Genomic DNA, 6,649 nt, shown 5'->3' on the forward strand with positions numbered 1-6,649 from the left:
GTCACCGGAAGCAAATTTTGCGCACGCAGTCCTGAAAGTCGTCCGCGCCCCGCAAGATCTTGATCTCGACGCGCATGAAGCAAATCTGCAAGTCCCGCCGGTCAATCTTCGGGAAGCGCACCGCGTCCTTTTGCGTGGTGACAATCATCTCGGCCTGCCGTTTCTTGCTGCGGTTGATGGTGTTGAGCACCTCCTGCTGCGTGAACCGGTGGTGGTCCGCAAACCGCTTGGAATAGACCAGCTCCGCGCCGAGTTGAACGAGGCTCTGCTCGAAGCTCTCGGGCTGCGCGATGCCGCTCAGCGAGGCGACCTTGCGCCCTTTCAACGTTTCGAGGCGCAGGCGCTCCCCGCTGAACACGTCCTCCAGGTAAAGTGGATGATGGATGCATTCGATGATGCCGGCGCCCGGATTGAACCGGGCGATGCGCCGGCGCAGCTCGGCGGTGTCGCCATTGCTCTTGGTGATGAGGATGGTGCTGGCGCGGGCCAGGTGGTCGGGCGGTTCGCGCAAAGTGCCGCGCGGCAGCAGCCGCTCGGTGCCGAAGGGCTGCTGGTGGTCAACCAGCACGATGTCCAGCCGCCGGCCGCGGAGCTTCCAGTACTGATAACCATCGTCGAGCAGGAGGGTGTCGCAGCCAAACTTCTCGATGGCGTAACGGCCGCTCTTGACGCGATCCTTGTCCACCAAAACGACCACGTCCTTCAGGTTCGAGGCCAGCATGTATGGCTCGTCGCCCGCCATTTCGGAATCGAGCAGCAGGGATTTTCCGTCCGACACCACGCGTGGCGGGGTGGTGTCGCTCCGGAAGAAGAGCCGGTTGAGCAGCCTTTCATAGACCGGGGCCGGCTTGGAGCGGTAGCCGCGGGAGAGGATGGCAACGTTGCGGCCCTGATCGCGGAGTTCGCGGGCGAATTTCTCCACGACCGGGGTCTTCCCGGTGCCGCCGACGGTCAGGTTGCCGACCGCAATGACCTGCACGCCCAGTGTGGTGTCGCGCAGGATGCGCACGTTGTAAAGGAACCGGCGGGTCTTGATGGCCGCCTGGAAGAGCTTCGAGCAGGCATAGAGCAGGCCCCGAACAAGCGATTCGCGCGTCCCGCGCCGCTCTTCGACAATCACTTCCAGGAGGAAGGTCTCCAGTCTCTCAGTCCACGCCCGAAACCTTTCACGCATGTGCGCTCAGTGTGGCAAAGGGATCGGGACAGGGCAAGCCGAAGCCCTGGAGATGGCCCATTGACCCTTGCGGAGATTGGACCACAGCGCCCGGCGCCGCGAGCGCCTGGCGGCTTGCCTCTAATGGCCCGGAGCCCGGGGCGCTGGAGGGCCTTCTTCGAGCGAGACCAACCCGTTGGCGATGGCGTATTTGGTGAGGCCGGCCACCGAGTGAATGTTGAGCCGGCGCATGATTCGCTCCCGATGGGTCTCGATCGTGCGAACGCCAATTCCCAATTTGTCGGCAATCTCCTTGTTGCTCTTGCCCTCGGCGATCAGAACCAGGACCTCGCGCTCGCGGTCGGTAAGCTGCGAAAAGGGCTCCTTCTTGCCGCCCCCGGCCACAAATTCATTGAGCACGGCACGCGCGGTTTCCTCAGGGAAATAAGGTTCACCCCCATGCACCGAGTCAATGGCCTTGACCACATGCTCCGGGGGCGCCTCCTTGGAGACATACCCATGCGCCCCGGCCTGGATGACGCGGAATATGGCCTCTTTGTTTCGGTGCACCGAAAGCACCAGCACTTTAATTCGCGGCGCTTCCTTGCGCAGCACCTGGGTGACGGTCAAACCATCCATGCCCGGCATCGAAATGTCCATCAGCACGACATCCGGCTTCAGCTCGCGCGATTTGCGTAATGCTTCATCCCCGTCAGCGGCCTCACCGACAACCCGAATATGCCCCTGCTTGCTGAGGAAGGACTGCAATCCCTTGCGAACCACCGGGTGATCGTCCGTTACCAGCACTTTGATGATCTGTTTCTTTGCGCTCACCTTTTGCGTCGTCTGCCGCGAGGCAGTTGTGCCCCGCTTTTGCCTTCTGGCAACTGGATTTAAGCCGATCCTTCATTGCTAGTAAAGCGCGAATGCGGACCAAATGAGAACCGAAGCAGGCGCCACCGCCTAACTCCCGCCAGAACAAGCTTGCCACCGGGAGAAGCCATTGGTATGGAAGCCGATGATGAATGCGGGTTTACGCGGAGGTGTTAATCCAGCGACATGGACATCAGCACCATAGGACGCCCACGGAATGTGGGCTGGGTGCGTGCGGCGGCACTGCTCTACGGTGATTGGGGCACCAGCAAAGCTTACGTCATCGGGCTGGGAGTCCTGCTCGTCGGCTTTACTGCCCTGCCGCACTTGCTGGCCGTTTGCCTGGTCACCGGCCTTGTCGGCATCAATTACATTTGGGTCTGCCGGTGCTTTGCGACCGGTGGCGGAGTCTATACCGCGGCCGGCATTCACTCCCGCCGGTTGGCCATGGTGGGCGGATTGCTGTTGCTGGCCGACTTCATTGTCACGGCGTCGCTCAGTTGCCTGGACGCCTTTCATTATCTTGGCTTCGACCAAGTCGCCGCCAAGAAATGGGCCATTACCGCCATCTTCCTCATGGGCGCGATTAATTTCTTCGGCCCCAAACACACGGGCAGCATGGCCATCTGGCTGGCGCTGCCGGTGTTCGCCATCGTCCTGATCCTCATCATTGGTGGTCTGCCGCACCTGGGCAATTTCCAGGCGCGCCCGCCGACAGGCGGGTTGCTGCCCAACTGGGTGGCTTTTGTGGGCATGATCCTCGCCCTCTCCGGCGTCGAAGCCGCCGCCAGCAGCACCGGCGTCATGCAGTTGGACCCGGACGCCACCCTGGACAAGCCGTCCGTGCGCGTCACCTCGCGGCGCGCCGTCACCGTCGTCATGATCGAGGTGGTCCTCGCCACCGCCTGCCTCAGCGTGCTGGCCATGTGCCTGCCGGTGGAGGAAGCCCAGTTGCGGGAACACAAGGAAGACATGCTCCGGTTTATGGGCGAGATCTTCGTCGGGCCCGGGTTTGGCAAAGTGGTCGGCTGGGTATTCGCCCTGTTGCTGCTCTCGGCCGTCAACACCGCCATCGGCGGCATGGTCTCCCTGCTTTTCGTCATGGCCCACGACCGCGAGTTGCCCGCCACCTTCACCCAACTCAACCGCTTCGGCGTCCCTTGGGTGGCGCTGATTGCCGCCACCATCCTGCCCGTCATCGTGCTGGACCTCAACGACTCGGTCGAGGCCCTGGCCAGCCTTTACGCCATCGGCGTGGTCGGCGCCATCATCCTCGATATCGGCAGTTGCGCCTTCGCCCGGACGCTCCCTTTGAGCGGCCGCGAGCGCCTGGTGATGAAGCTGACCCTTCTGCTGCTGGCGGCGATCTGGATCACGATCGCCTTGAGCAAGAGCCACGCCTTGATTTTCGTGGTCGTCGTGTTGGTTGTGGGCTTCAGCGTTCGCCAGTTCGCGCGCGGCCATTTTCTGCATCCGGAAGCCCCCGCCGTGCCGGCTCGCGCGTCCCCGCCCGTCCCCAGCCCCGCCGCGGGCCAGTTCATCGGCCAATCTATACTCGTCGCCGCCCGCGGCTGGACTCCGGCCCTGCAGTTTGCCCTGGAGGAAGCCCGGGTGCGCGGCGCGCATTTGCTCGTGCTCTACGTCCGGGAAGTCGCCGTGAACATTGCCATGGTCAGCAACTGGCAGGAAGACCCCGACGCCAGGGTGCTGTTTACCCGGCTGGAATCCGAGGCGGGCGGGTTGAAGGTCAACAAGCTCTACAGCGTCAGCGACTCTCCGGCGGACACCATCATTGACATTGCGGCGACCTTCGGCGTGGACACCGTCGTGCTCGGCGGCAGCCGCCGGGCCGCCCTGGTCAATCTCCTGAAGGGAAACGTCGTGACCCGTGTCGCCGCCAACCTGCCCGAATCCATGCACCTGATCGTGATTGGCTGAAGGGTTCCCGCTCCCCGGCCGACCGCAAGACAACTCACCCGACCTTCCCAACGGGCTCTTCCTTCTCCCGAACCAGGCTGAATCGCAGGGAAAACTTCCGGCCATGTCCGGCCAAGAGCCAGACCGAGAGCAGGAGCAAAACCGTATTCTCGACCAGCTTGTGGCAGATGAAGACCTCACCCGCGCCGCAACCGCAATCGAACTTCACCGCGCAGAAGGGAATGCCTGTGGTCGCGGCAATGGCCAGCGCCCGTTTCAGCACGATGAGTGTGAAAGGCACCAGCATTGCCACCACGTTCAGCGCGGCTCCCCGGACGGCTACCCCCAGCAACAAGAGCGCCCCGCAATAGACTTCAAACCACGGCAGCGCCGCCCCGATCGCGTTCAGCAGGAATGGGTTGGCCACCATGTCGTATTGCCGCACCAGCTTCAGAAAGGCCTCCGGGTGCGGAAACGCCTTGTTCAAACCCATGAAGATAAACAGGATGCCCAGCCACCAGCGGGCGATCACGGCGGCGGCATTCCGCGCGATGCCGCTCAACACCAGCAGCCCATAGAGCACTTGCAGCCACGGCGCAATTTGTGCGAACAGGCTCGACAGCACCGGGTCCGTCACCCGCAGCTGCTGGCGCACAAAAATCAGGAACTCAGCCCCGTGGACGACGTTGATCAAGCCCAGGCAGATGAACAGCCCGCCCAACAGCCATCTCCCCAGGAGGGCAGCGATCCGCCAGGGCTTGCGCTGGTCGGTGGCGTGACTGGCGCTCATCGTTTCGAGCCCTCGCCGGCGGCGGGAACCGCGGTGTGGGTCACATTGGTGAACTGGCCGCTGTTGCGCGGCCCGATCTCGACCGGCAGCCCGTTCGTGATCCATTCGAAGAAGCCGCCGCCATACACAAACACCTTCTCCTGCGGCAGGTCGATGCTGTCCCGCAGCATGATCGCCGCATGCTCGCTGTCGTCGCAATCCCCGCCGTTGCAGTAGAAGATGATCTGCTGCGCGGTCAGGCAAACGGCGATCACGCCGGCCAGGTGATTCTCCGGGTGGAACCGGTCGAAGAGGTAAGCGCCCGGAATATGGCCGGCCCGGTAGTTCGCCTCGTCCCGGGCATCAATAAAGATGACCTCATCCCGTTCCCGGCGGGGGTCGTGAAAAAGCTGCGTTACTTGATTGCTGTTGGCCAGTTGCAGGCCGTGTTCCCGGAGGCGCGCGGCCAGGATCTCCAGGGGGGAGTTGGTGCCGGTGCCGGCAGTCCCCGCCACATTCGTCCCGGCGGCAGGCTGCAAGGACAGTTTCGTGCCGGGGAAGTAGTTCCTGGCGAGCTCAAGGCCGCGCGGCGAGAGACCGTTGGCGGCAAAGGCCAGGGCCGCGCCGATCACTGCCACCAGCGCGCCTTCCTGCAAGACACTTTTCACTAGCGGCCGGCTGGCGACGGCAACGGCGGCGGAGCCGGTCTGGACGGCGGGTTGCCCACCGTCGGAGGGGCCGGCCTCACCGCCGGCGCAACCGGCCCGGGCGGCACCGCCGGGCGCGGCATCTGCATGATGGGCACCTTGAGCACCGGGAACCTCGGGTGACTTGTCTTGACCCTCAGCTCGACCTGCTGGCCCGGAGGCAGCTCGAATCCTTGCGGGAAGGCCACCAGCGCGGCAAAAGCCTTGCCGGGCTGCATTTCCTTTATCTCGGCTTCCACACCCTGGACGTTCACGGTCGGCTCGGTCAAAAGCACGGCATTGGTGCTTTGGTTCCTGATCGAGACAGAGTTGGTTAACGCGTTTGCCAACGGTCCCGGAGCCAGCGTGATGTACGAAGGAACCACCACGATGGCCGGCTGCACGTTTGCCACGACCGGGACGCTCAGCGTCGGCGGGTTCGTCCAGCCCGTCCGCAGACTGATCTGGCCCTGCACACTCCCCATGGACAGCGGGGGCACCGTCGTAATCTTCAGTTGGTAGCTCTTGCCCGGAGTATTGGTGGCAAGCTCGGTGGCGAACATGCGGTTATTGCTCTCCGGCGGAGAGAGCAGCAGCGGTTCGCCGGTATTGTTCGTGATCGTGACCATCACGGAAACCTTCTCCGTATCCGGCAACACGTTGAGCACGGCCAGGGGCGGATTCAGGTCAATCGCCTTGTAGATCGTCCCTTTGATTTGCAGGAACACCGTGGGCTGGTTGGTGACATTGCATTGCACGGTCACCTGTTTGAGAGACTGCCCGTTGTAGCCGGTGGTGTTGAACTGGATCGGGATGTTGCCGGTCTTGCCGGGCTCCACTTGCCGGGTCCACTCACCCGCTGCGGTGCAGCCACACTGCGGCTGCACACTGTTGAGGATCAGCAGCGCGTCGCCGGTGTTCGTGAACACGTAGGTGTACTTGACCGGCTCGCCGGCCCTGACCCTGCCAAAATCATATATCGGGGTTGCAAATTGGATCTTTGGCCCCAGGACATTGGTTGCGGCCGCCGCATCCGGAGGCGTTAACGCCGGTTGTGCCACAACAACGACCTGTCCCGCAGCCAGGAGGGATGCCACCCAAACCGCTTTCTGAATCGAAGCACTCATATATCGCATCTAAATGCCTATTATCTCAGATAATGCTGGCTCTGAAAAGTCAATTCTCGGCCATATCGAATTGCCTGAATCCTTAGCGAAGCACACTTTGCCGCTCAGCAATGTGGGGAACGGA

The 6,649-nt window shown here is 62.8% G+C and carries 6 protein-coding genes; 1 reads left to right on the forward strand and 5 read right to left on the reverse strand.

Going from position 1 to position 6,649, the window contains the following annotated elements:
* Nucleotide 1: 1 nt before the first annotated feature.
* Both lpxK and P5205_18890 read right to left on the reverse strand, forming a co-directional pair.
* Complete coding sequence (gene lpxK / locus P5205_18885; protein HSA12429.1) at nt 2–1,174, reverse strand: tetraacyldisaccharide 4'-kinase; 1,173 nt, start codon at nt 1,172–1,174, stop codon at nt 2–4.
* A gap of 120 nt (nt 1,175–1,294) precedes the next feature.
* Nucleotides 1,295–1,987, reverse strand: a complete 693-nt coding sequence (locus P5205_18890) for a response regulator transcription factor (protein HSA12430.1) — start codon at nt 1,985–1,987, stop codon at nt 1,295–1,297.
* Nucleotides 1,988–2,212: 225 nt separating this feature from the next.
* Between P5205_18890 and P5205_18895 the strand changes: the two genes are divergently transcribed.
* Nucleotides 2,213–3,964, forward strand: coding sequence for an amino acid permease (locus P5205_18895; GenBank protein HSA12431.1), 1,752 nt, complete (start codon nt 2,213–2,215; stop codon nt 3,962–3,964).
* 34 nt (nt 3,965–3,998) lie between these two features.
* On the opposite strand, the gene P5205_18900 is transcribed toward P5205_18895, so the two are convergent.
* Genes P5205_18900 through P5205_18910 form a run of 3 tightly spaced genes read right to left on the reverse strand, consistent with a single transcriptional unit; the run spans nt 3,999 to nt 6,525 of the window.
* Nucleotides 3,999–4,733 (reverse strand): DoxX family protein, encoded by a 735-nt coding sequence (locus P5205_18900; GenBank protein HSA12432.1) that lies wholly within the window; start codon nt 4,731–4,733, stop codon nt 3,999–4,001.
* Nucleotides 4,730–5,380 carry a rhodanese-like domain-containing protein gene (locus tag P5205_18905; protein ID HSA12433.1) on the reverse strand — a complete coding sequence of 217 codons (651 nt, stop codon included), beginning with the start codon at nt 5,378–5,380 and terminating at the stop codon, nt 4,730–4,732. Before P5205_18905 ends, P5205_18900 begins: the two co-directional genes overlap by 4 nt.
* Entirely contained in the window at nt 5,380–6,525 is a 1,146-nt protein-coding gene (locus tag P5205_18910; GenBank protein HSA12434.1) for a DUF1573 domain-containing protein, read from the reverse strand. The genes P5205_18905 and P5205_18910 overlap by 1 nt, the downstream gene beginning before the upstream one ends.
* Between the last annotated feature and the right edge of the window lie 124 nt (nt 6,526–6,649).

The sequence above is a fragment of the Candidatus Paceibacterota bacterium genome (genome assembly GCA_035452965.1).
GTDB lineage: Bacteria > Verrucomicrobiota > Verrucomicrobiia > Limisphaerales > UBA8199 > UBA8199.